Source organism: Paenibacillus ginsengarvi, from assembly GCF_003626695.1.
Classification (GTDB): domain Bacteria; phylum Bacillota; class Bacilli; order Paenibacillales; family NBRC-103111; genus Paenibacillus_AB; species Paenibacillus_AB ginsengarvi.
Window position 1 is genome coordinate 205,365 of record NZ_RBAH01000011.1, and the last position, 21,604, is coordinate 226,968.

18 protein-coding genes, 1 pseudogene and 1 other annotated feature are annotated in these 21,604 nt (G+C 56.6%); of the genes and pseudogenes, 3 read left to right on the top strand and 16 right to left on the bottom strand.

Annotated elements, in window-relative coordinates:
- Positions 1-2: 2 nt before the first annotated feature.
- Together D7M11_RS16855 and D7M11_RS16860 are read right to left on the bottom strand one after the other, a co-directional pair.
- The gene (locus D7M11_RS16855; protein ID WP_120748443.1) at positions 3-1,376 is read right to left on the bottom strand and encodes a bifunctional folylpolyglutamate synthase/dihydrofolate synthase; all 1,374 of its coding nucleotides are present in this window, start codon (positions 1,374-1,376) and stop codon (positions 3-5) included.
- Positions 1,377-1,505: 129 nt separating this feature from the next.
- On the bottom strand, positions 1,506-4,175 hold the full coding sequence (locus tag D7M11_RS16860; protein ID WP_120748444.1) for a valine--tRNA ligase: 2,670 nt from the start codon (positions 4,173-4,175) through the stop codon (positions 1,506-1,508).
- Between the two features lie 80 nt (positions 4,176-4,255).
- Positions 4,256-4,471: a binding site (T-box leader), on the bottom strand.
- A gap of 335 nt (positions 4,472-4,806) precedes the next feature.
- On the opposite strand from D7M11_RS16860, the gene D7M11_RS36750 reads away from it, so the two are divergent.
- Positions 4,807-4,971 (top strand): hypothetical protein, encoded by a 165-nt coding sequence (locus tag D7M11_RS36750; protein WP_168928311.1) that lies wholly within the window; start codon positions 4,807-4,809, stop codon positions 4,969-4,971.
- A gap of 116 nt (positions 4,972-5,087) precedes the next feature.
- Here the strand turns inward: D7M11_RS36750 and D7M11_RS16865 are convergent, their stop codons facing one another.
- Entirely contained in the window at positions 5,088-6,275 is a 1,188-nt protein-coding gene (locus D7M11_RS16865) for a LysM peptidoglycan-binding domain-containing protein (RefSeq protein ID WP_120748406.1), read from the bottom strand.
- 129 nt (positions 6,276-6,404) lie between these two features.
- Positions 6,405-6,560 carry a hypothetical protein gene (locus D7M11_RS36460; protein ID WP_158606671.1) on the bottom strand — a complete coding sequence of 52 codons (156 nt, stop codon included), beginning with the start codon at positions 6,558-6,560 and terminating at the stop codon, positions 6,405-6,407.
- Positions 6,561-7,147: 587 nt separating this feature from the next.
- Between D7M11_RS36460 and D7M11_RS38085 the strand changes: the two are divergent.
- A pseudogene (locus D7M11_RS38085) lies at positions 7,148-7,690 on the top strand (phosphodiester glycosidase family protein); the annotation flags it as partial.
- A 1,214-nt stretch (positions 7,691-8,904) separates the two neighbouring features.
- On the opposite strand, the gene hemL reads toward D7M11_RS38085, so the two are convergent.
- Genes hemL through hemE form a run of 3 tightly spaced genes read right to left on the bottom strand, consistent with a single transcriptional unit; the run spans position 8,905 to position 12,237 of the window.
- Positions 8,905-10,212, bottom strand: coding sequence for a glutamate-1-semialdehyde 2,1-aminomutase (gene hemL, locus D7M11_RS16875; RefSeq protein WP_120748446.1), 1,308 nt, complete (start codon positions 10,210-10,212; stop codon positions 8,905-8,907).
- Positions 10,213-10,235: 23 nt separating this feature from the next.
- Positions 10,236-11,168, bottom strand: coding sequence for a ferrochelatase (gene hemH / locus D7M11_RS16880; protein WP_120748407.1), 933 nt, complete (start codon positions 11,166-11,168; stop codon positions 10,236-10,238).
- A 1-nt stretch (position 11,169) separates the two neighbouring features.
- Positions 11,170-12,237, bottom strand: a complete 1,068-nt coding sequence (hemE, locus tag D7M11_RS16885; RefSeq protein WP_120748408.1) for a uroporphyrinogen decarboxylase — start codon at positions 12,235-12,237, stop codon at positions 11,170-11,172.
- 268 nt (positions 12,238-12,505) lie between these two features.
- Between hemE and D7M11_RS36465 the strand changes: the two genes are divergently transcribed.
- The gene (locus D7M11_RS36465) at positions 12,506-12,670 is read left to right on the top strand and encodes a hypothetical protein (protein WP_158606672.1); all 165 of its coding nucleotides are present in this window, start codon (positions 12,506-12,508) and stop codon (positions 12,668-12,670) included.
- Between the two features lie 235 nt (positions 12,671-12,905).
- Here D7M11_RS36465 and hemB read toward each other — a convergent pair whose 3' ends face one another.
- From hemB to D7M11_RS16930, 9 genes are all read right to left on the bottom strand, one after another.
- The gene (gene hemB / locus D7M11_RS16890; RefSeq protein WP_120748409.1) at positions 12,906-13,901 is read right to left on the bottom strand and encodes a porphobilinogen synthase; all 996 of its coding nucleotides are present in this window, start codon (positions 13,899-13,901) and stop codon (positions 12,906-12,908) included.
- Positions 13,902-13,933: 32 nt separating this feature from the next.
- Complete coding sequence (gene cobA, locus D7M11_RS16895; RefSeq protein WP_193556215.1) at positions 13,934-15,499, bottom strand: uroporphyrinogen-III C-methyltransferase; 1,566 nt, start codon at positions 15,497-15,499, stop codon at positions 13,934-13,936.
- Positions 15,499-16,440: a hydroxymethylbilane synthase gene (hemC, locus tag D7M11_RS16900; RefSeq protein ID WP_120748411.1), complete on the bottom strand. Its 942-nt coding sequence runs from the start codon at positions 16,438-16,440 to the stop codon at positions 15,499-15,501. Before hemC ends, cobA begins: the two co-directional genes overlap by 1 nt.
- 59 nt (positions 16,441-16,499) lie before the next feature.
- Complete coding sequence (locus D7M11_RS16905) at positions 16,500-17,141, bottom strand: precorrin-2 dehydrogenase/sirohydrochlorin ferrochelatase family protein (RefSeq protein WP_120748412.1); 642 nt, start codon at positions 17,139-17,141, stop codon at positions 16,500-16,502.
- 6 nt (positions 17,142-17,147) lie between these two features.
- Positions 17,148-17,978 (bottom strand): cytochrome C assembly family protein, encoded by an 831-nt coding sequence (locus tag D7M11_RS16910; RefSeq protein WP_120748413.1) that lies wholly within the window; start codon positions 17,976-17,978, stop codon positions 17,148-17,150.
- A 13-nt stretch (positions 17,979-17,991) separates the two neighbouring features.
- Positions 17,992-19,407: a glutamyl-tRNA reductase gene (gene hemA / locus D7M11_RS16915; protein ID WP_120748414.1), complete on the bottom strand. Its 1,416-nt coding sequence runs from the start codon at positions 19,405-19,407 to the stop codon at positions 17,992-17,994.
- A 211-nt stretch (positions 19,408-19,618) separates the two neighbouring features.
- Positions 19,619-20,155, bottom strand: a complete 537-nt coding sequence (locus D7M11_RS16920) for a hypothetical protein (RefSeq protein WP_240041151.1) — start codon at positions 20,153-20,155, stop codon at positions 19,619-19,621.
- 174 nt (positions 20,156-20,329) lie between these two features.
- Positions 20,330-20,731 (bottom strand): adenosylmethionine decarboxylase, encoded by a 402-nt coding sequence (gene speD, locus D7M11_RS16925; protein WP_120748416.1) that lies wholly within the window; start codon positions 20,729-20,731, stop codon positions 20,330-20,332.
- A 319-nt stretch (positions 20,732-21,050) separates the two neighbouring features.
- Entirely contained in the window at positions 21,051-21,554 is a 504-nt protein-coding gene (locus D7M11_RS16930) for a zinc ribbon domain-containing protein (protein WP_120748417.1), read from the bottom strand.
- Positions 21,555-21,604: the final 50 nt, after the last annotated feature.

Below are 21,604 nucleotides of genomic sequence, written 5' to 3' on the forward strand. Positions count from 1 at the left end.
GCTCACCAGCCTTTGTCAGAATCTTTGCCGTACAGAACCCAGGAGCGCACATCGGAAATCAAATACAACGTGCCCGTCACAACGGCCAGATCGTCCTCGCCGGTTTTCTCTTCAAGCTGCTTCAGCGCTTTGCGCCAGTCCGGCTCCACGGTGACCGGAACTTGCCGGTTCAGCCCGCGCAGCGTTTCCCGGGCCAGCTCGGCGAGCGATTCCGCTTCCGCTTTTTTGAAGAAATCGGGCTCGGTCACGATCAGCGAATCGACGAGCGGCATCAGCTCGCGCATAACGCCGTCATGCTGCTTCGTCGGCATCATCGCGATCATCATATGCAGCTTGCCGTAGCGGTAAACCGTACGGAGCGCCTCCGCCAGCGTCTCCGCCCCTTCGGGATTGTGCGCCCCGTCCAGCAGCATCCGCGGACTGTGCTTAACCATCTCGAGCCGGCCCGGCCAGCTTGCCGTCCGCATTCCTTCGAGGAACGGCTCGTCATCGAGCACGATCGCGTAGTATTGGCGCAGCACCTCAAGCGTCATGAGGGCTACCGCCGCATTTTTGAGCTGGTGCCCGCCGTTCAGCGTAATATCCACCTGATCCAGCGTGCGGAACGGCCCGGTAAAACGCAGCGTCTGCCGGTCCAGCTCGGACCTTGCCGCTTCGTAGCGGAACTGCTCGTTCATGAGGTAAAGCGTGCTTTTGCGCGCTGCGGACACGTTGCGGATCACTTCGATCGCCTCTGGCTGCTCCACCGCGCTGACGATGGGCACGCCGGACTTGATAATCCCCGCCTTTTCCTCCGCTACCGCGGTCAACGTATCGCCGAGAATCTCCATATGATCGTGGCCGACGTTCGTAATGACCGAAACGATCGGTGTGACGATATTGGTCGAATCGAGCCGGCCGCCGAGTCCGGTTTCCCAGACAACGAAGTCGGGGAACGTAACTTTGGCGAAATAAAGCAGCGCAAGAGTAGTCGACACCTCGAACATCGTCGGCGCGCCCCATTCCGTCTCGGCGATTTCGTCGAATACCGGCTTCAGCAGATTGGTCAGCCGCAGCAGCGATTCGTCGTCGATGTCCTGGCCGTTATACTGAATCCGGTTCTGGTACCGCTCGATATACGGGGAAGTAAACGTCCCCACATCATACCCGCAAGCCGTAAGCGTTCTCGTCAAAAAGGCGCAAGTCGAGCCTTTGCCGTTCGTACCCGCGACGTGAATGAATTTCAGCCGCCGCTGCGGAAATCCAAGCTTTTCCATGAACAATTCCATTCGCTTCAGGCCCGGCCGAATGCCGAATTTCATTCTTCCGGTAATCCATTCCACCGCTTCGTCCGCCGTCCGGAAAGCGCCTAGAGCGGTTTCGGTCGCTTCATTCATGCTTCTCATCCCTTTAGTATATGAATTTGGCCCGTGAAATTGATAGTCATCGGTCCATTTCCAGAAAACGGCCTGCAGAGCGCTTCGGCTCCGCAGACCGGTCATGGTTATCGCTTCCGGCAAGGAATCTTACAAGCCTTTCAGCTCGGCAAGCCTTGCCAGCACTTTATCGCGCTTCTCGGCGTAATCGCGCATTTTTGCCTTTTCTTCCTCGATCACCTTCGCCGGCGCCTTCGCGACGAAGCCTTCGTTCGCCAGCTTTTTCTCCACGCGCTGCACTTCGGCGTTCAGCGTCTGCACTTCTTTGTCCAGCCGCGCCAGCTCTTGCGAAATGTCGATCAGACCGGCGAGCGGCAGGAACAGCTCCGCTCCGGTTACGATGGCCGTCATCGACTTCTCCGGATGGGCGATATCGGTTCCGAACGCAAGGCTGGTCGTGTTGCAGAAACGGCGGATGTATTCCTCGTTGCGCTCGATGATGGACAGCGAGTCGCCGCTCGAAGCTCGAACGTGCAGCTCAACCTTCTTGCTCATAGGCACGTTCACTTCGGCGCGGATGTTGCGTACCGAGCGAATCATGTCCATAAGCAGATTCATCTCGCTCACCGCATCCGGCGCTTCCAGCGCTGGGTCGTATTCCGGCCACGGCGCAAGCACGATCGTATCGCCAACATGTGGCAAGTGCTGCCAGATCTCTTCGCTGATAAACGGCATAAACGGATGAATGAGCCGCTGCGTCCGGTCGAGCACGTAAGCGAGCACCGACTTCGTCGTCTTTTTCGCCGCTTCGTCTTCGCCGTACAGCGACAGCTTCGCAAACTCGATATACCAGTCGCACAGATCGTCCCAAATGAAATTGTACAAGCTGCGGCCGGTTTCCCCGAACTCGTATTGATCCATCAAACGGGTCACTTCGCGCGTCGTTTCGTTCAGCCGGTGCAGGATCCAGCGATCCGCCGTACGGAGCTCGCCGCTGAGGTCGATATCCGCCGCCGTGAATCCTTCCATATTCATCAGCGCAAAGCGCGAGGCGTTCCATATTTTATTCGCAAAGTTGCGCGCCTGCTCGACCCGCTCCCAGCGGAAGCGCAAATCCTGCCCCGGCGTGCTGCTCGTGGACAGCATGTAACGCATCGCGTCCGCTCCATATTTCTCGATAACGTCAAGCGGGTCAACCCCGTTGCCGAGCGACTTGGACATTTTGATACCTTCCGAATCGCGTACGAGACCGTGGATCAGCACGTCCTTGAACGGATTTTGTCCGGTAAATTCGAGCGAGCTGAAGATCATCCGCGATACCCAGAACGGAATGATGTCGTAGCCGGTTACGAGCAGACTCGTCGGAAAATACTTATTCAAGTCTGCCGTCTGATCCGGCCACCCGAGCGTCGAGAACGGCCACAGCGCCGAGCTGAACCAGGTGTCGAGCACATCTTCATCCTGCTTCACATGTTCGCTGCCGCAATGCGAGCATTTTGTCGCGTCTTCTCTTGCGATTGTGATACCGTCGCAATCGGCGCAATACCAGGCCGGAATCCGGTGCCCCCACCAAAGCTGGCGGGAAATGCACCAGTCGCGGACGTTTTCCATCCATTGCAAATATGTTCTTTCGAAGCGATCCGGAACGAAATGTACGCCATCGCCCGATTTTTGCACCTCGATCGCCTTGTCGGCCAGCGGCTTCATGCTGACAAACCATTGGGTGGACAAGTACGGCTCAACGACAACCCCAGTACGTTCGCTATGGCCGACCTGATGCACGTGCTCCTCGATTTTGAGCAGAACGCCCTGCTCCTTCAAGTCCTGAACGAGCTTCTTGCGGCAGTCGAAGCGATCCATGCCTTGATAAGGTCCCGCATTCGCGTTCATGACGCCGGATTCGTCCATCACGAGAACTTGCGGCAGCTCGTGGCGCTGGCCGACCTCGAAGTCGTTCGGATCGTGAGCCGGCGTAATCTTAACCGCCCCGCTGCCGAACTCCTTGTCGACATATTCGTCCGCCACGACCGGAATTTCCCGGCCGATAATCGGCAGGACGAGCATTTTGCCGATCATGCCGCTGTACCGCTCGTCGTCCGGATGAACGGCTACCGCCGTATCGCCGAGCATCGTTTCGGGACGCGTCGTCGCCACCGTAATATGGCCGCTTCCGTCCTTGAGCGGATATTGCAGATGGTATAGGCCGCCTTGCACTTCCTTATGCTCGACCTCGATATCCGACAGCGCCGTACGCGCCGCCGGATCCCAGTTGATGATCCGTTTGCCGCGGTAAATGAGCCCCTTCTCGTACAGCTTGACGAACACCTCGCGAACCGCGCGGGACAGCCCTTCGTCCAGCGTGAACCGCTCACGGGAATAGTCGAGGGAAAAGCCGACCTTGGCCCATTGCTCGTGAATCGTGTTCGCATACAGCTCTTTCCATTCCCATACTTTCTCAAGAAACGCTTCCCGGCCCAGATCGTGCCGCGAGACTCCTTGCTCTCGCAGCTTCTGCTCCACCTTCGTCTGCGTGGAAATACCGGCATGGTCCGTGCCCGGCAGCCACAAAGCGTCAAAACCCTGCATCCGTTTCATACGCGTCATAATGTCCTGAAGCGTGCAGTCCAGCGCATGGCCGATATGGAGCATCCCCGTTACGTTCGGGGGCGGTATGACAATCGTATACGGCTGCGCGTCCGGACGTTTGCCGGCTTCGAACACGCCGTTCTCCAGCCAGTAGGCGTACCATTTTGCTTCCGCCGATTTCGGGTCGTACGTCGTGGGCATCGAAACCGATTCCCGCGTTTTCATTTCCTGCATGTCCGTCATGGGGAACAACCTCCGTTTCATTCGCCGCCGAAAGCGCGGCTCTTAAAGAAAAAACAAAAAAGCCTTTCGCCGCAAAGGACGAAAGGCATTGCTTCCGTGGTACCACCTTTATTCCGCACCCGTCTTCTTTCGCGGGCACGACACTCGGGCAGATAACGGCTGCGGCCGGCCGGATTCCCGGCGACTCGAGGGCGACTTCGGTCAGCTACATCCTGCGGAACTTCACAGCAACAACGGTCCGCTCTCTGAAGGCTTGACTGCCTACTACTCCCTTTCAAAGTCTTTGTGCTTTATTGCCAGTTTGTTTCCTGTCTCTATATTAATCATTTTGTCGCAGCGAGTCAATGAGCGCCCGTCATTTAATCGCGCTTGAACATTTGCCTCACCACGTAGATGACAAGCGCGATCAGCGAAGTAATCCAAACCGCCTGATAGATCGAATGCATGGTCCGGGCCATGAATCCGCCCCCCGTCCCCGCTTATTTCAACTGTGATTTTATCAGCATATCCAACGGACGGGGCTTCATACATATATAGAAGGATCATTTCGGCCGAAACGTCATACATTGGTATGACTTTTCTACGCGAACCGTCCGTTACGACTTGTAAGGAGCGTGAGTGTATGGATAAATGGTGGTGGAAAATCCGCTATTCCGTCAAAGGCGTCCTTTTCCCCTTGATCTGCATTCAATTCGTCAGAACTTTGCTGCTGCCTACGGGGCTCGATATTTTTATATTGTTCGGGCTGTTCCTGCTTTATATCGGCTTTTTGCTAAACGTGTACTAAGCGCCCGGTTCGTCGAGCATACATGCAAAAACTTAAAACGCGTCCCCGATTGCCGCGTTGCTCGGCTCGGGGACGCGTTTTATTGGCGTTTAGGTGTATGGGACGGCGGGACTTGCTCAAGGAATGTAGATCACTTGCCCTTCCGTAACTTCCTGATCGCTCATGCCGTTGTAAAGCCGAAGCTCCTGCGGCTTCCGGTCGTATTTTTTCGCAATCGATTCGAGCGTATCCTCTTTATGTACGATGCACAATCGTACTTTGCGGAACTGCTGCTCCTCGCTTGCGGAGATAAACAGGTTTTTCCATTCCAGTACATCGGATTCGGCTGCCGCCTCCGGCACGGTCACAGGCTCCTGCCGAAACGGCTTGCCGAATCGCTGACCGGCTTGTGGCGCAGGCTGACCGACCGCCGCTGGCGTGCTTTTGGGGCCCGGTCTGTACTCATCGCTTTTGCCGACGTACGATTTCAGGTCGAACGTTTCCGGGTGCTCCGGCTTTTTGCTGCCGAATGCGATTTTCATCTCACCCTTTTCCGCTTCATCGGCCTGAACCGGTTCCTCCGCGGGCAGCGCCGACGCAGGCTTCGCTTCCGGCTCGTTATCGTATTCCGCAAGCGCCTCGAGATCCTCGTAATTGTTGTCCGGAAGCTTGACACGCTCTCTTTCCGCAGCCTCGATCTCACTAACATCGGGTGCCGCTTGCCCGGTTTCGGGCCTGAAGAAGCTCGGTGCGGTAAACGTCGGCTGCTGGAATACCGGCTGTTCGAATGCTGGATGCTCGATTGCCGGCTGCTGGAACGTTTGGTCCTGATCTTCCTCCTTATCGTCCTCCGCCTGTCCGGCTCCCTCGATTGCCGGGGACTCGTCCCGCTTGGGCGATTCGTGAACGAATAAGATCTCTTCCTCTTCCTGCCACAATTCGGCAATGCCGGGCTCCATCTCGATTCCGTTCAGGGAAAGAACGCCGGTGACGTTCAGGCTGCGCGCCGACAACAAATCAATGTCGAAATTTTCGATTTCGACCGAAATGTCGTCCACGCTTCGAACCCGGTTGATTGGAAGCGTAATTTCGACCGGAATCGTATGTTCCAGCGTTTGCGCCCCCCCGTTCGTTCGGTCCGCTTGTCCCGTATAGGAGCCGGTCAGCAGCAAATAACCTCTGACGATCGCCTGCTCTCCTTCTACGGCAACGCGAATATGGGGAGTCAGCTCGACCTCGTCCAACTCCTGAATGGCGGACACCTCTTCCGGCAAATGAACGCGCTCGTATATATCGAAGCGCAAGCCGGGCTGCTGTTCGCTCACTGCAATTCCTCCTTCCATAACGTCCTGCCTTGGTTGATTGTCAAGATCGTTCTGTATCCAGTATATGGGCGCAAGTAGGAACGCATGACACGTTTTTCGGGGCTCGCCGCAAAGTATTGTGGGGTTCTCTTAACATTCACTCCGATTCCGCATTCCGCCTGGTTTCGTACCAGCCGCCTTCGCTCTGCGGTATGCCCTGAAAACGATCCAGAACAGCCAGACGGCAAACAACAAACCGATTCCGTACATTTGCAGCGGAAAATCGAAAATATAATACTGCTTCATAAGAAAAATTTCACCTGATTTCGCCGGTTTTTCCTTATATTTTATCAAACTGCCGATCCAAAACCAAAAAAGAATATGATATGATGATGGATGGTAGGCTTTTTACTATGAGGAGGAGTTTTGCTGTGAGCACAGCCATCCAAATGTGGACCGAAACCCGAAGACAACTGGGAGGCTGGAGCTGGCTAAAAAAGTCGCTGCTTGTTATCGCGATTCTTACTTTTGCCACATCCAGCTTTTTATATTTGACGCCTCCTGGGCTCGCCATTCGCGAATTTTTGGCGCAAACGGTCATTTCGACCCAGCATCGCGATTGGGCCTGGATATTCGTCGGGGCGGACAAACGCGATTATATGGTCAAAATGTCCCATCAATTTACCGAAACATCGGCTTTGGAGAAACAGGACCTGAATTTGATCAAGCACGATCTGGTTCAGCGCAAGGCGCGTTCCGTCGATGAACTGATCAGCGAGCCGATCGACATATCGGGCCAGTTCTGGAAAGGCAAAATGATCTATGTGTACGACCCGACATCGGTTCGCGTCGTCGTGCCGAACAAGGTCGGCGAAGGCGAACGGATCAGCTCGATGGTGAAGCGGACCGGCGCGGTAGCAGGCATTAACGGCGGCGGCTTTGTCGACCCTGACGGGCTCGGCAACGGCTTCGCCCCGATCGGGCTCATTTTGTCGGGCAACGAGGCGGTTTTCGCCGACGTAGAGCCAACGACCGCGCAGCACATTATCGGCTTCACCAAGGAAGGCACGCTTGTTGTCGGCAAGTACAGCTTGTTCGAGCTGCAAGCGATGGGCGTCACCGATGCGGTATCGTTTCTAGCGCCGCGGCTCATCGCCAACGGCAACCCGCAAATTACGTCGGGCGACGGCGGCTGGGGACGCGCTCCGCGCACGGCAGTCGGGCAAAAGGAAGACGGCACTCTTATATTCGTTGTAATCGACGGCCGCCAAACGACCAGCGTGGGAGCTACACTCAAGGAAGTTCAAGATTTGCTGCTCAAGGAAGGCGCGATCAACGCCGGAATGATGGACGGAGGAGCCTCCTCGGAGCTTGTCGTGAAGGGCGATGTGCTCACGAAGCCGTCCAGCCGCTACGGCGAGCGGAGACTGCCTTCGGGTCTGGTCGTCATTGACGAACCCGAGACGTATAAGGTGGATCGCGTCTGGGATGGTCTAGACAAAATCAATCCGGGCGGCGCGTTCGACCATCCAGACTTTTTGAAAGAGCAGGCCGAGCTGAAGAAGCAGCAGCAAAACCAGCCGCAGAACCCGCCGAAGAAAACCGAACCGGAAAAATCACAGCCCGAGAAAACGACACAGGAGCCGGCCAAGCCGGGAACCGGCGGCGATAAGACGACACCGCCGAAGACGGATACCGGCACAGGCTCCGCGGGCTCGAAACCGGCAACGACTCCCGGCGGCGCTCCGGCAGGCAATGCAGGCGGCGCGGGTTCAGGCGGAACCAAACCGGATACGCCGGCCGCAGGCTCCGGAAACGGCCAAACGGCGCCTTCGAACGGCGCGGCTACAGGCGGGACTGGAGCACCTAACGGAGCTACCAACGGTACAACTAACGGAACTACCAATGGAGCTACCAATGGAGCTACCAACGGTGCGACTAACGGAACTACTAACGGAACTACTAACGGGACTTCCTCCGGGAATACCGCTCCTGCTGCCGGTGGCGGCAGCGGCGGAGCCCCGGCAGCGGGAGCGGTTGAGACAGGCAAGAGCGAAGCAGCGCAGCCGGGAACCAGCAGCAGCGGAGGAGGGCAGCCGGCAACGCCTCCGGCCGCACCGAAAACCGACACCGCTCAGCCTGGCGCTACAGGCGCTGCGACTCCGACTACCGGCGCAGCATCCGGAGCGGCGACTAACCCACAGAATGCGCCTTCGGTTAATAGCGCAACGAATACGGTCAGCACTTCAAGCACTTCCGCTTCCGGCGTTTCAGGCACTACAGAAGTGGCAACCGGAGCAGCGCAGCCGAAATAACGAAACCGCCTTCATTCAAAATACATACCTCTACCACGGACTAAACGAAGAGCCTCCCGATTCACTTTTACGAGTGAACCCGGAAGGCTCTTTCATGACGGCTAATTAGAAATAAGATGCTTTTGAACGTGCAGTCTTTTTAGCCTCTTATTTTGAACGCATTATTGTGTTTCAGAGGTATTGCCGAGGCAAATAAGAGGCCCAAAATCACTTTATTTTGTTCCAATAAACTGTTTTCACAAAAATGAGAGGTGCGAAAGACTGCTATTTTTACAATACGCTCAAAAAATAAGAGGCGCCCTTCCGGCCGCCCCGCATAATAAACGAATCCTGTTTCAAGAAAGAGTCCGCTTCAACGCCTCGCGGTTCGCTGCGATTGTCGCCTCGATGTCCTCGTCCGAATGGGCGGCGGAAACGAACATGCCTTCGAATTGCGAAGGAGCTACGCTGACGCCGAGATCGAGCATGTGACCGAAGTAGCGGCCGAAACGCGCCAAGTCCGATGTTTTCGCCGTTTCGTAATTGGTAACATGCACATCGGTAAAAAACGGGCATACCATCGAGCCGACCCGGTTGATCGTCGAAGGAACGCCCAGCTCCTTCGCATTGTTCAGGAAACCTTCCTCAAGACGGGCCGACTTGCGTTCCAACTCGTCGTATACGCCCGGCTTCTCCAGCAGCTTCAGCGTCGTATAACCGGCTATCATCGCCAGCGGATTGCCGGACAGCGTCCCCGCCTGATAGATCGGTCCGCTCGGCGCCATCCGCTCCATTATATCGCGCCGGCCGCCGTAAGCGCCTACCGGCAAACCGCCGCCGATGACTTTGCCGAGACAGGTGAGGTCCGGCGTAATGCCGAACCGCCCTTGCGCGCAGTTGTACCCGACACGGAAGCCGGTCATGACTTCGTCAAAGATAAGCAAGCTGCCGTATTGTTTCGTAACGTCTCTCAGCCCTTGCAGGAAGCCGGGCAGCGGCGGCACGACGCCCATGTTGCCCGCAACCGGCTCGACGATGACGGCAGCGATCTCCTCGCCGAACTTCTCGAACGCAAGCCGCACCGATTCCAGATCGTTGTACGGAACCGTAATCGTATTAATGGCGACTCCCTCCGGCACACCCGGGCTGTCGGGCAAGCCAAGCGTGGCGACGCCGGAACCGGCCTTAATCAGCAGCGAATCGGCATGGCCGTGGTAGCAGCCTTCGAATTTCAAAATTTTGCTCCGTCCCGTGAAACCTCTCGCCAGCCGAAGCGCGCTCATCGTCGCTTCCGTACCGGAGTTGACCATTCTGACGATCTCGATCGACGGCACGCGCTCGCAGACGAGCTTCGCCATCTCCGTTTCGATCTCAGTCGGGGCGCCGAAGCTCGTTCCTTTTTCGGCCGTGCGTTTAATCGCCTCAACCACTTCCGGGTGGGCATGTCCGACGATGAGCGGACCCCAGGAGCCCACATAATCGATGAACTCGTTGCCGTCGATATCATACACGCGCGAGCCGCTGCCCCGCTCGATATAGGCCGGCGTCAAGCCTACCGATTTGAATGCCCGAACCGGGCTGTTCACGCCCCCGGGAATATAACGCTTCGCTTCCTCGAATGCCGCGGCGGACTTCCGGTCGTCCCGCTTGAACTGTTCCGACATCATGCGTCACTCCTTCTGATTTTTCAGTCCTGCCCGAGCCGCTCCGCCGTGGCGTCGCTCAACGTTTCCATGTACAGCGGGTCCGTATTAAGCGAAGCGGTCCGCTCCAGATGGATGCCCAGTTCCTTCGCCAACTGCTGGCCTTCGATGTCGATATCGTACAGCACTTCCAGATGATCGGATACGAAGCCGATCGGACACAGCAGCACATGCTTGACGTCCTCTTCGCGGCGAATCGTCCCCAGCACGTCCAAAATATCCGGTCCGAGCCACGGCATTGCCGTCTGACCGGCGCTCTGCCAAGCAAACTGCCAATTTTGAACGCCTGCTTTGTCCGCGACCGCCTTGGACGATGCAAGCAGTTGATCCGGATACGGGTCGTTCATCTCGAGTATTTTTTCCGGCAAGCTGTGCGCCGAGAAAATTACCCGCACTTGCTCCTGCGGCACGTCAAACCGCTTCAGCCCGTCCTTCACCCGTACGGTCAGCGCCTCGATCAGCTTCGGATGAAGATGGTAGCTTTTGACGCACTTGATCGATACGCCGTGCGCTGCCGCCGCTTCCTCCGCCCGCTTCGTATAACCGCCTACGCTCATAATCGAATAGTGCGGGGCCAGCACGATGCCGACCGCTTCGCGGATTCCGTCCTCGGCCATCTGCTTAACGCCGTCTTCGATAAACGGCGCGGCATGCTTCAAGCCTTGATAGCACTTAAATTCGTACTCCGGGTGCTCCTTGTTCAGCGTAAGCTCGAGCTGTTCCACTTGACGGTTCGTATTTTCGCGCAGCGGGAAGACGCCGATGGCGATTTTTTCGTACCGGTCGGTCAGTGCCTGAAGCTGCTCCTCGGACGGCGGCGATCCTCGGCGAATATGCGTGTAGTACGCTTCGATTCCGTCCATGCTTTCCGGAGTCCCATACGACATAACCAGGACGCCTATTTTCCGTTTCGGCATATCAATTGCTCCCTCCGCTGTTCCGCTGATCCCGGATGGCCTGCTCGGAATAACGGTGTACAAATTCGGTCAACTGCTTCAGCTTATCCAGCGACGCCTCGGGGAACAGTCCGTGCCCCAGATTGAAAATATAGCCCGGATGCTGCAAGCCATCGTCGATCAGCACCTTCGCCTGACGTTCGATAAGCTCCGTCGGAGCCGTCAACAGGTACGGGTCCAAGTTGCCCTGCACGGCAAACCTATAATCGAGCCGTTTCCGTCCTTCGCCGATCGGCACTCTCCAGTCGAGTCCGATGACATCCGCCTGAAGCGCGTGCAAATCGCCCAGCAGCTCGCCCGAGCTGACGCCGGGAAAATAAATTTTCGGCTGCGGCAAGTCGGCCAACCCCGCGAAAATACGGTCGATCGTAGGCAGCACATAGGCCCGGAAATCGACCGGCGACAGCGAGCCTACCCAACTGTCGAACAATTGTACCGCTTTCGCTCCGGCGGCGATATGCGCGCGCAAATAAGCGATAACCATGTCGCCAAGCTTATCCATCAGCATAAACCAAACATCCGGCGCGCTATACATCATTTCTTTCGTCTTTATGTAGCTCTTGGAGGGCCTGCCTTCGATCAGGTAGCTGGCAATCGTGAATGGCGCTCCCGCGAATGTAATAAGCGGCACTTCCAGCTCGCGGTCCAAAATGCGGATCGTCTCGATGATATGGGACAAATCCCCCTCAATGTCGATCGGCTTCAAGCTTGACACGTCCTGCGCCGTGCGGAGCGGATTTTCGATAACCGGCCCGATGTTTTTAACGATATCGAAGTTAACGCCTAGCGACGCAACCGGATTCATGATGTCCGAATATAAAATAGCGGCGTCGACGCCGAGCTTCTTCACGGGCATCATCGTCACTTCCGCGGCCAGCTCGGGCTGCGCGCATATTTCAAGCAGCGAATATTTCTCTTTAATTTTGCGATAATCCGGATCGTACCGGCCTGCCTGACGCATATACCAAACCGGAAGCCGGTCCACCGGCTGTTTGCGGCACGCCCGCAAAAAGTTGTCGTTGTAAGCCATGGATTGTTTTCCCCTTTTCTTCGCCTGCGCTTTTCGGAAGAAAGCAATTTCGGCGTTTGCCAACTTTCATTATGCCCGATTTCAACCGCAGTAACAACCAAGGGTCTGCCAATAATCCGACAAAACTATGACAAAAGACAGATAGCCGGACAAACTGGAAACTACCTGCACAAATTTGTTCAAATTGGAATATAAAAAGGTGAAACTTTTTTGCGTACGCTGCGTTAATAGTAGTAAGATGAAAACGCTTCCCGGAGGAGGGACTTGCTTGAGTCAGTCGCCACAGGAATGGGAAACGAGAAAGGAGGAGAAAGAAATGAAGCAAAGCGCACCCGACACGCTGCCTAAGCCGCTCCGTACCTTTAGCTACTTCTTTTTCACAGCCGTCGTGCTTGTCGGCGTATTCGGCTGGTTCGCATCGTATGGCCGATAAGAACGTAATTCAAGGAAAAGCGACCGCGACTTGGCGGAAGTTTCTCTTGGTACAGAAAGCCGTCAGATTAAAGAAGTGATGCGGGGGGACATTATGTTCGTAATCGGATCGCAATGAAAAAGGGCTCAACCGGACGATTGCCGGCTGGCCCTTTTTGTATTTCAGTTTCGGGGCTCCCCGCAAAGTATTTGGAATAAGCTTCGAAGGTTAGGCTCCACTTTGTGGGGTTAATTTCTTACTCGCCTCGCAGCCAGCGCGCCGCATCTTTGGCGAAATACGTAATAATCATATCCGCGCCGGCCCGTTTCATGCCGAGCAGCGTTTCCAGCACGATCGCCTTCTCGTCCAGCCATCCGTTCCGGGCGGCCGCCTTCACCATCGAATATTCCGCGCTCACATTGTAAGCGACGAGCGGCAGGTCAAACTGCTCCTTCAGCATCCTCACAACGTCCAGATAAGCGAGCGCCGGCTTCACCATCAGCATATCGGCGCCTTCCACCACGTCGCTCTCCGCCTCGCGCAGCGCCTCGCGCACATTCGCCGGGTCCATCTGATACGTCTTGCGGTCGCCGAATTGCGGCGCCGAATGAGCGGCATCGCGGAAAGGACCGTAGTAGGCGGATGCATACTTGACCGAATACGACATAATCGGCACATGCTCGAAGCCCGCCTCGTCCAGTCCGCAACGGATCGCCTGCACGAAGCCGTCCATCATGTTGGACGGAGCAATGATATCCGCCCCGGCCTCCGCCTGGGACACGGCCGTCTTCACCAGCAGCTCCAGCGACGCGTCGTTGTCGACGTCCGCACGGCCCGTTTGCTCGTCGCGGCGAATGACGCCGCAATGGCCCGTGCTCGTAAATTGGCATAAACACGTGTCGGCCACAATCAGCAGATCAGGCTCCCACTCTTTAATTTTGCGCGTCGCCCGCTGCACGATCGAGTTATTGCCGTACGCCTCCGAGCCGATCTCGTCCTTATGATCCGGCACGCCGAACAGCAATATGGCCTGAATGCCCAGTCCGGCGATCTCGTGAATTTCTTGCTCCAGCAAATCGAGCGACCAGTGGTAAACCCCGGGCATTGAGCCGATCTCTTCTTTTACCCCGCTGCCTTCGGTTACGAATATCGGATAGATGAAATCGTTAGTCGTCAGTTGCGTTTCCCGCACCAGATTGCGTAGTGCAGCCGATCCGCGCAGCCTGCGATTGCGAATGATCGGAAAACTCATGTTACCTCATCCTTTCAACCCAAAAATAACGTTTAAGAAGCCGAGCCCTGCTCTTCGGTATCGTCCTCCGCCAGCGCCTGAACGAGCGAAGCGATCGTCGCTTCCCCGGACGTCACCCGCACGGTCAGTCCGGCGTCGGCAGCTGTCTGCGCCGTAACCGGGCCTATCGCGTACAGCTTGGCCGAGCCGAGCAAAGCAACCGGGTCCGGTTCTCCGAGCCGCTTCAGCGCCTCCAGCAAGTTCGTGACCGTCGAGGAGCTGGTAAAGGTCACCGCATGGATAAGTCCGCTCCTAAGCATATCCAGCGCTTCCTCGCCGTCTTCGAGCGACAGCGTATTTTCGTATACGTCCGCTTCGGTCACGTCCGCGCCTATGTGCCGCAGCCCATCCGCCAGCACCGGGCGCGCCCGATCGCCTTTCGGGAACAACACGCGCTCGCCGGGCTTCACAAACTGCTCCATCAGCGAAAGCAGCGCCTCCGCCTGGAACGTATCGTGAGGCACCAGATCCGCAACCAGCCCGCGCGCGAGCAGCGCTTCCTGCGTTTTCGGGCCGACGGCCGCGATCTTGGCCCGGTGCATCGAACGAATATCGAGACGCAGCTCGGCCAAACGCCGAAACGTAAATTCGACTCCGTTCACGCTCGTAAACAAAATCCAATCATACTGCTCCATCCGGCCAAGCGCATCGTCTACCGCCCTGAGCGTGCTTTCCGCTTCCGGCTGCCGGAGCCGGATGACCGGAAATTCGACCGCTTCGCCGCCGTTATCCTCGATTTGCCGCACCAGATCGCTCGCCTGCTCGCGGGCGCGCGTTACAAGCACCCTTTTGCCGAACAGCGGGCGCTTCTCGAACCAGGCCAGCTTCTCCCTCAGCTTCACGACGTCGCCGACGATAATGATCGCCGGCGATTGCAGCCCCGCTTCCGCAACGAGGCCGCTGATCGTTTGCAAGGTGCCTGTGACCGTACGCTGCTCCATCCACGTGCCCATCCGGATGACGGCGGCCGGCGTTTCCGGATCGCGTCCGTGAGCGATCAGCTCGCTGCATATGTTGTCGATGTTCGCGACACCCATCAAAAAGATGATCGTTCCCGACGCATGGGCGAGGTTGTCCCAATTCACCTTCGAGTACGTCTTGTTTGGGTATTCGTGACCGGTAACAACCGAGAACGAGGAAGTAAAATCGCGGTGGGTCACCGGAATACCCGCATAAGCCGGAACGGCGATAGCTGACGTAATGCCCGGCACGATCTCGTACGCGATGCCATGCTCGGCAAGCAGCTCCGCCTCTTCGCCGACTCGGCCGAATACGCTCGGATCGCCGCCCTTGAGCCGGGTCACCGTCTTGCCTTGAAGCGCCAAATCGACGAGCATCTGGTTAATTTCGCTTTGCTTAATCAGATGCTTGTCGGGCAGCTTGCCGACGAAAATTTTGTCCGCGTCCGGTTTCATCTGCTTCAGCAGCCGCGGATTTGCCAGACGGTCGTACACGACGACGTCGGCTCGCTGGATCGCTTCCAGCCCGCGAACGGTAATCAGCTTCGGGTCACCCGGACCCGCTCCGACCAAATACACTTTCCCCTTGCTCACGCTCATCATCCCCCGAGCTCGGCGATTATCCGATCCGCCCCTTGTTCGATCATCTTGTCCGCCAGCAGATCCCCGAGCTGAATCGGATCGCTGCCGCGCCCCCATTCCTTGATGAGGCGGCTTCCGTCCGGCGTGCCGACGACCGCCGTCATCTCCAGCTGCTTCCCGCCTGCGGCATCGTCCTTAACGACCGCATAAGCGCCGATCGGGATTTGGCAGCCGCCGTTCAGACGGCCGAGAAATTGCCGCTCCGCCCGCACCGCGAGCGCCGTATCCGCATCCTCGAAACGTCCGAGCAAATCCAGCATGAACGCATCGTCCGCGCGGCATTCGATGCCGAGCGCGCCTTGCGCCACGGTCGGGATACAGATGTCGGGCGACAAATATTCGGAGATGCGGTCCTTCCAGCCCATCCGGTGCAGTCCGGCGGCGGCCAGCACGATGGCGTCGAACCCTTCCTCCTCAAGCTTGCGCAGCCGCGAATCGATATTGCCGCGAATCGATTCGACATTCAGATCCGGCCGATAGGCGAGCAATTGCGCGGAGCGGCGCAAGCTGCTCGTTCCCACTCTAGCGCCTCTCGGAAGCTCGGAGAGACTCACGTTGCCGCGAGTAACGAGACAGTCGCGCGGATCTTCCCTCAGCGGCGTCGCGCCTATGGATAGCCCTTCCTGGCGCTCCCACGGCATGTCCTTCATGCTATGAACCGCCATGTCGATGGCGCCGTCCAGCAGCGCTTGCTCGATTTCCTTCACGAATAACCCCTTGCCCCCGACTTTCGACAGCGTTACATCCAGAATGCGATCGCCGCGGGTGATGATCTTTTTCAGCTCGAACCGGCAGGCGATGCCTGCGTTTTCGGCTATCTCCTTCAGCCGTTCGATGACCTGATTCGTTTGCGTCAGCGCCAAAGCGCTCTGCCGCGTGCCTACCGTAATCGTTCGCATGTTCCGTTACCGCCTTCTTTCGGATTGTTGGATCTTGTCGTCAGCGGCGTACGGCCGACTTACTGCGATCCGCCGTCAAGCACCGCCTCCATACGCCGCTTCAGCTCCTCCCAGCGGCCGGCACGCACCTGATCGAGCGCCTCGTCGCTGAACAGCTCGGCCAGCAGCCGCTTGCGCCTCTCAGCATCGTGCACCTGAGCGATAACCCGCTGCCGGTACTCCGCCGCATACCCCAGAAACGAATCGATATGATCGCCGACCGCCTGTTCGATCCGGTCGCGAATGCGCGTGGATGCTATCGGGTTCGTGCCTGACGTCGATACGGCTACGAGGAGCGGTCCGCGTCTCCAGACGGCCGGGACGACGAAGGAGCACAGGTCGGGCCGATCCGCCACATTCACGGGCTTGCCGAGGCGCGTCGCATCCGCATGCACTTGCTGGTTCGTTTCCCTACTATCCGTGCACGCGAAAACGAGCGAAGCGCCTTCGTCTTCGCCGCCTGCGTACCTTTTCCGCAAAACCGTTACCCGTCCCGACATCTCCCAGGCTCCGATCGCCTCTGTCACTTCCGGACTGACAACGACGACGTCCGCCCCGGCCTCGAGCAAGCCGGCAATTTTACGCTCCGCCACACGCCCGCCGCCCACGACCAGACAACGGCTGCCGGTCAGCTTGAGCATGGCCGGATAATACGTTGACATGCCGCTTCACATCCATATCCATTGATGAAATCCGGAATACAGGTTGAACAGCAAAAAATTGGCGATCACGATCGTAAACGCGGCCAAATTCCAAAAGGCGAGCAGGTAGCCCGGAAGCTTCCCCGACAGGCGCTGCATCAAATAAAACGCGTAAACCGCCAGACTCAGCAGCGAGCTGATCACCTTTGCATCCAGCAGCAGATGGGCGTCGCCCTCCAGCATGATTTTGGCCGTGCCCAGCGCGACCGATAAGATTAATAACGGTATGCCGATCAGCACCGCCCGGTATGTATACCCTTCGATCTTGTCCAGGCTCGGGAATCGGCCCATAACGGCCGACCACCGTTTGCTTTTGAGCTGCCGGTGCATGAACAGATACATGCCGGATAGCAGCGCGGCTATAAGGAAAGCGGCATAGCTGCCTATCGCCAGCGTAATGTGGATGAACACCAGCTCGTCCTTTGCTTCCCACTGCTCGCTGATCGGGGTGACGGACGGATCGCTGAAAAAATTAAGCGCCAAAATGGCGAATCCGACCACGTTGACCAGAAATACGAGCAGATCCAGCCGCAAAAACCAGTTCATCATAAATGAAACGGTTACTAAAACCCAACAATAAAAAAATAAGGCCTCAAACATTGTAAGCATCGGCATGTACCGGTGCTCCATCACCCGCGTTACGATAAAAACCGATTGCAGCAGCCATACAAATGCAAGCAGCCCTGTTCCCATCCGCTTTGCACTCCGGTTTTTGGTCGCCACGTCGGAGAAAGAAAACAGCAGGCTCAGGGCATATAAATATAAAATCGCATCGTAAATCCAAGTTTTCGCCGGCATCTAATCCATTCCCCTAGGTGCCGGCCAGCAGCTCGCCGGCCGCCAGCGCAGCGTGCTGTTTCCTTCCGCGTTCTTCCGCGTGAAAAACTTCCTGCTTCGGAGCGGATACTTCCGCTTTGGCGACCGTTTTGTTCGACTCTTGACTCGCTTCCGCTTCTTCCAGGAATGAATCGAGACCAAAAATATCCGTAAACAGCCCGATCGCTTCCTCGCCTTTGCGCTCTCCGGCCAGTTCCTTGATACGCATGATCGGGTCCCGCATCATCTGGTTAAGCATGCTTTTCGACAATTTGTGAATGAGCTTGACCTCGCGTTCGCCGAGTTCCGGAAGCTTGTTGAGCAGACTGGCCATCGTTTCCTCGTGAATGACGCTTGCTTTGTCCTGAAGCGCCCGGATCACGGGGCTAACGCCAAGCAGCTTGTACCACTGGTTGAACGCTTCGATTTCTTTGTCGATCATTACACCGATTTTCGCCGCTTCCTTCCGGCGCTCGTTCAGGTTCGTTTCCACGATGAGCTCCAAATCGTCGATATCGTATAAATACACGTTCGATAAATGGGCGATGCCCGGATCCATGTCGCGAGGGACGGCAATATCGATCATGAACAGCGGTCTGGAACGGCGGCCGCGCATCGCCCCAGCCACCGCTTCACGGGTCAGCACATAACCGGGCGCGCCCGTGGAGCTGATGACGATATCCGCACAGGCCAGTTCGTCCCCGAGCTGCTCGATCCGTCTGGCGATGCCGCCGACCTTCTCCGCCAGCTCAGCCGCCTTTTCGTACGTCCGGTTGACGACAACCACCTTGTCCGCTCCGCCGCCTTTCAAATGCCTCAGCGTCAGCTCGCTCATTTTGCCGGCGCCGACGATCAGCACCGTTTTGCCGCCGAAGTTGCCGAATATCCGCTTGCCCAGCTCCACGGCCGCGTAGCTGACCGATACCGGATTTTCGCCGATCGACGTTTCCGAATGGGCCCGCTTCGCCAGCGTGACCGCTTGCTTGAATAACATATTAAACAGCGTGCCTGTCGCCTTCTGCTGCTGTGCGTTCAAAAACGCGTCGCGAATTTGCCCGAGAATTTGCGTCTCGCCGATGACCATCGAATCGAGACCGCAAGTCACCCGCAGCAAATGTTCGATCGCCCGCTGATCTTCGTGAATGTACAAGTAATCCTTCATCCGCTCGCGCGGAATGCCAAACCACGATTCGAGAAAGCTGCGGACGTAGTGACCGCACATATAGAGCCGGTCCACAACCGCATAAATTTCCGTACGATTGCAGGTGCTTACGATCACGCATTCCAGTATGCTCTTCGTATCTTTCAACTGCTGCAGCGCCAAGGGGATCGATCTTTCGTCAAAAGCGAACTGTTCCCGGATTTCGACGGGAGCCGTTCTGTAATTAAGGCCTACTGCAATGATGTGCATCGCGGATCACCTGCCTTTCCTTCCTGTCTTAAAAATCGTTTCCATTATACCACAGTTCGACAAGCCGGACAGAGCAAAAGTTTGACTAAATCATGACACGCTTCTCCCGCCTCTTGCGACTCCATTCCTTAGTTTGATCGGAAGAAACGGCATGTATGCATACAAGCCGGCAAAAGCGTCTCTCCCGGCCGGCCGTGCACGCAAAAGCGCTTCAGCGAAGCAGACGTTTTTTGAGCAGTTCCGACAGCTCGGCGTCGACTTTCGACAGCTTGTCGTTTTGTGAGGAAATCGGCTTGCCCGCACTGGAAAGCAGCTTGCCGTAGCCCTCGTAAATGTCTTTGAACAGTTTGTCCGCCTGCCCGAGAGCTTCCTTCTCCTCCGGCCGCAGCGCCCGTTTGCCGCCTATTTGCAGCCGCAGCACACTGCTGACCAGCTGCTCCAGCGAATGAAGCGGAGCAAGCTTGCCTTCGCCTACTGCCTGCACGAGCCTCTCATGCGTATAATTGGCGGAATAGGCGGACAGGCGCAGCGCATCCAGCTCGCCCGTATCGCCCGCTCCTGACACCTTCGCCAGGGAGCTGTTCAGCAGCTCGATCTGAAACTGGGCAACCTGGTACAGCAGCACCGAAGCATCCTGCGTTTCCCTTGTGTCGCTCAAGTAACCGTAAATCCGGTACAGCGGCCAGCCGACTAGCAGCACCAGCATGAACCCTATTCCGACTTTTCTAAGGCTTGCTCTTCGTCCCATGTGCACCATCCCTTTCCGTTCCATTGTATGGGACGAACCGGCAAAATAGCCCTTAAAGTAAGGGTGCCGAGGAGCTGTGCGCATGCAAAACAAATGACCACGGAATCCCGTGGCCATTCGTCATTTGTATAATGGACCGGCTGCTTGCCTGTGCCGATCTCTTCCATTTCGTTCTTATTTCGAGAGTACTGCTTGGTTCATAACCGGCGTTTCTACCGTAAGCTCGCCGAGTCCGCGAATGAGCTTCTTCGCATAAGTGCGCTCCGGCTTGAGCACCGAAACCAAATAATCAATTGCCGCCTGAGGGTCAACCGTTTCCCCGCATGTGTAACAATCCAGGGCCGCGAATCCTTTCTCAGGATACGTGTGAATCGAGATATGGCTTTCCGAAAGCAAAACCAACACAGTAGCTCCTTGAGGCTCAAACTGCTTCGCTTGCACAGACAAAACGGTTGCTCCGCAAACTTCAGCCGCTTCAACCATTTGAGCTTGCAGCCATTCGGCATTGTTCAGCAGCTCAAAGTCGGCTCCCCAAGTATCAACAGCAACGTGTCTTCCGAAAGTTGAATATTCCATCTTTCGGTTCCCCCTTCCTAGGAATAAAATTGTTGGATTTCATCCGCTAGGACCTACGTCATTCACTTCTCGAGGGAATACTCTCTCGCAACATTACATGTCCTGAGTGAATCCTGGTTCCTATATTGTTTTCAACGAGAATAAAAATAACATCTATTGCCCAGAAATGCAATAGTTTTTTTTGTAAAGGCAGAAACTAACTTTTCGCCCTCCCGCGGCTACCTCACCAAATTATGTGCCTGTCGGCAAAAAGGTGCGTTCGCAGCGGGACTTGTAAGCGATTACTCAAAAATGATTTGAATAAATGCCTCATTCGCATTTATTCCTCGATCCGAGCGCTTGCGCCGCCATCCTCGCTTTGGTCGGATCCGCAGCGGAAGCAATATTTATCGTCCTCGCCCATCTCCGCGTCACAGCGGATACAGTGAAGCGATGCTTCGACCTCCAGCGCTTCGTCTACCGTCTCCGGACGGATGACGAACGGTTTGCCGCAGTCCGGACAGTACCGGGCCGAGAAGGGGACGATCCGGCCGCACGGACATGTTTTCTCCCGGTTCAGCCGCTGAAGCTCCAGCTCAAGGACGCCAATCTGACGCTCCAGCCCGTCGATATGGGCGGACAGCAGCGTAACTTCCGGGCGGGCCGCCGTGAAGTCTCCCCTTTTGTTTGCCTCGTGTACGGCCGCGCCGATCTGACGCTGCACGTCGCGGATTAACCTGCGCTTTCCGGATATTTGCGCTGCCAGCTTTGTTACTTCCACCGTTCTCTGCGCTTTATCCGCCGCCCGGGTAGCCCCTTCGCGCAGCACATTCAACCATTTCATCGTCACGCCCCCTAATGAACCCCATAACTCAACTTTTTTTATGTTCAAAA

What these genes read in the sequence shown, in the direction of transcription:
- D7M11_RS16855 (WP_120748443.1), bottom strand. Translation starts at nt 1,376, where the DNA reads ATGAATGAAGCGACCGAAACCGCTCTAGGCGCTTTCCGGACGGCGGAC.
- D7M11_RS16860 (WP_120748444.1), bottom strand. Translation starts at nt 4,175, where the DNA reads ATGCAGGAAATGAAAACGCGGGAATCGGTTTCGATGCCCACGACGTAC.
- D7M11_RS36750 (WP_168928311.1), top strand. Translation starts at nt 4,807, where the DNA reads ATGGATAAATGGTGGTGGAAAATCCGCTATTCCGTCAAAGGCGTCCTT.
- D7M11_RS36460 (WP_158606671.1), bottom strand. Translation starts at nt 6,560, where the DNA reads ATGAAGCAGTATTATATTTTCGATTTTCCGCTGCAAATGTACGGAATC.
- hemL (WP_120748446.1), bottom strand. Translation starts at nt 10,212, where the DNA reads ATGTCGGAACAGTTCAAGCGGGACGACCGGAAGTCCGCCGCGGCATTC.
- hemH (WP_120748407.1), bottom strand. Translation starts at nt 11,168, where the DNA reads ATGCCGAAACGGAAAATAGGCGTCCTGGTTATGTCGTATGGGACTCCG.
- hemE (WP_120748408.1), bottom strand. Translation starts at nt 12,237, where the DNA reads ATGGCTTACAACGACAACTTTTTGCGGGCGTGCCGCAAACAGCCGGTG.
- hemB (WP_120748409.1), bottom strand. Translation starts at nt 13,901, where the DNA reads ATGAGTTTTCCGATCATTCGCAATCGCAGGCTGCGCGGATCGGCTGCA.
- cobA (WP_193556215.1), bottom strand. Translation starts at nt 15,499, where the DNA reads ATGAGCGTGAGCAAGGGGAAAGTGTATTTGGTCGGAGCGGGTCCGGGT.
- hemC (WP_120748411.1), bottom strand. Translation starts at nt 16,440, where the DNA reads ATGCGAACGATTACGGTAGGCACGCGGCAGAGCGCTTTGGCGCTGACG.
- D7M11_RS16905 (WP_120748412.1), bottom strand. Translation starts at nt 17,141, where the DNA reads ATGTCAACGTATTATCCGGCCATGCTCAAGCTGACCGGCAGCCGTTGT.
- D7M11_RS16910 (WP_120748413.1), bottom strand. Translation starts at nt 17,978, where the DNA reads ATGCCGGCGAAAACTTGGATTTACGATGCGATTTTATATTTATATGCC.
- hemA (WP_120748414.1), bottom strand. Translation starts at nt 19,407, where the DNA reads ATGCACATCATTGCAGTAGGCCTTAATTACAGAACGGCTCCCGTCGAA.
- D7M11_RS16920 (WP_240041151.1), bottom strand. Translation starts at nt 20,155, where the DNA reads ATGGGACGAAGAGCAAGCCTTAGAAAAGTCGGAATAGGGTTCATGCTG.
- speD (WP_120748416.1), bottom strand. Translation starts at nt 20,731, where the DNA reads ATGGAATATTCAACTTTCGGAAGACACGTTGCTGTTGATACTTGGGGA.
- D7M11_RS16930 (WP_120748417.1), bottom strand. Translation starts at nt 21,554, where the DNA reads ATGAAATGGTTGAATGTGCTGCGCGAAGGGGCTACCCGGGCGGCGGAT.